Consider the following 1,050-nt stretch of genomic DNA (forward strand, 5'->3'; position numbering starts at 1 on the left):
TTTTTTTACTTTCTGAATGCCATCAATGTTCTGGTCAGCCAGTCCTGCGGGGAGATGAAAGAGAATGAACCTCAGTTCCGGGTCAGAAGCAGTAAATAACCAGCCTTTCTTGGGCTGACCTGTTGTGGGGTTCAGTTCGCTGTCCACTGCAATAGCGTCCTGAATGTGCCGGACGGTTGTTGTCTCAGCGAAGGGCACGATCCGCACATGCTTCGGTGCGCTGTTTACATCCGGTTGCTGTCCATCACTTTTAGCATTTTGTAGAACGATCCCATACTGACCACTGTCTTTCATCCTGACCAACCAGAAACGCGAGTCCTCTCCCGAACTGACGACTTCTGTTGTCTTAATGTTTTGGGGGCTCTGCAAAAAGGGGCTGACCTGTGGCTTTATCAAGGCGGCTTTATCAAGGTTCAAAACCAGACGGTCAGTGCCTGAATCAACATCAGTCCTGACCAGCCTGATCTCACCACTGGAGTTGTTAATCAGCAGCTTAAACGCCAGCCGCTCATAAGAGGCCGCTTTGCTCCTGTAAACAAGCTGCCTCTGCTGACCGTCATAATCACTGATGGCAAATTCAAGAGGTTGCCTGCCATTGTATTCAAACTCGGAAGGATCAAGAACCACCACTGCATTGCCGGTGGATGGAAACTCGACCCGCGCCAGACCATCATCTCCCCTGACCTGCCTGAGCACTGACCGCAATGCTCTGGTCATGGATACGATCGTTTTTTGCTGGCCTGACACAGCGTAGTCTTTCATCCTGGTCAGATGTTCAGGACCGATGGCTTTTAACAATGCGTCTGCTTTTTCCCGGTTGCCATTAACCGGGTGACTCAGGGTTTCATAGGTTTTGGTCACAGCCAAAATAAAGAGGGCACGCTCCGCTTCCGACACCTGGCCAAGGTATTGAAAGGCCCGGGCAAACACCTGCTTGAGTCGTTCTGGTGGTAAATGTTTAAAGGCCACCTCGAAGTCAGTAAATAGACCGAAACGAATCTGCCAGTTGTGTTCCTGACCGACCATTATCTTGTGATAAAGGCTGTCTGT

The 1,050-nt window shown here is 50.3% G+C and carries 1 protein-coding gene; it reads right to left on the reverse strand.

Translation table 11 applies throughout. The features are described 5' to 3' along the window. A partial coding sequence (locus tag KDK17_RS18800) for a hypothetical protein (RefSeq protein WP_257288794.1) occupies positions 1-1,050 on the reverse strand: 1,050 nt, incomplete at both ends.

Origin of the sequence: Endozoicomonas sp. SESOKO2 (assembly GCF_024606245.1) — a bacterium.
Classification (GTDB): Bacteria; Pseudomonadota; Gammaproteobacteria; order Pseudomonadales; family Endozoicomonadaceae; genus Endozoicomonas_A.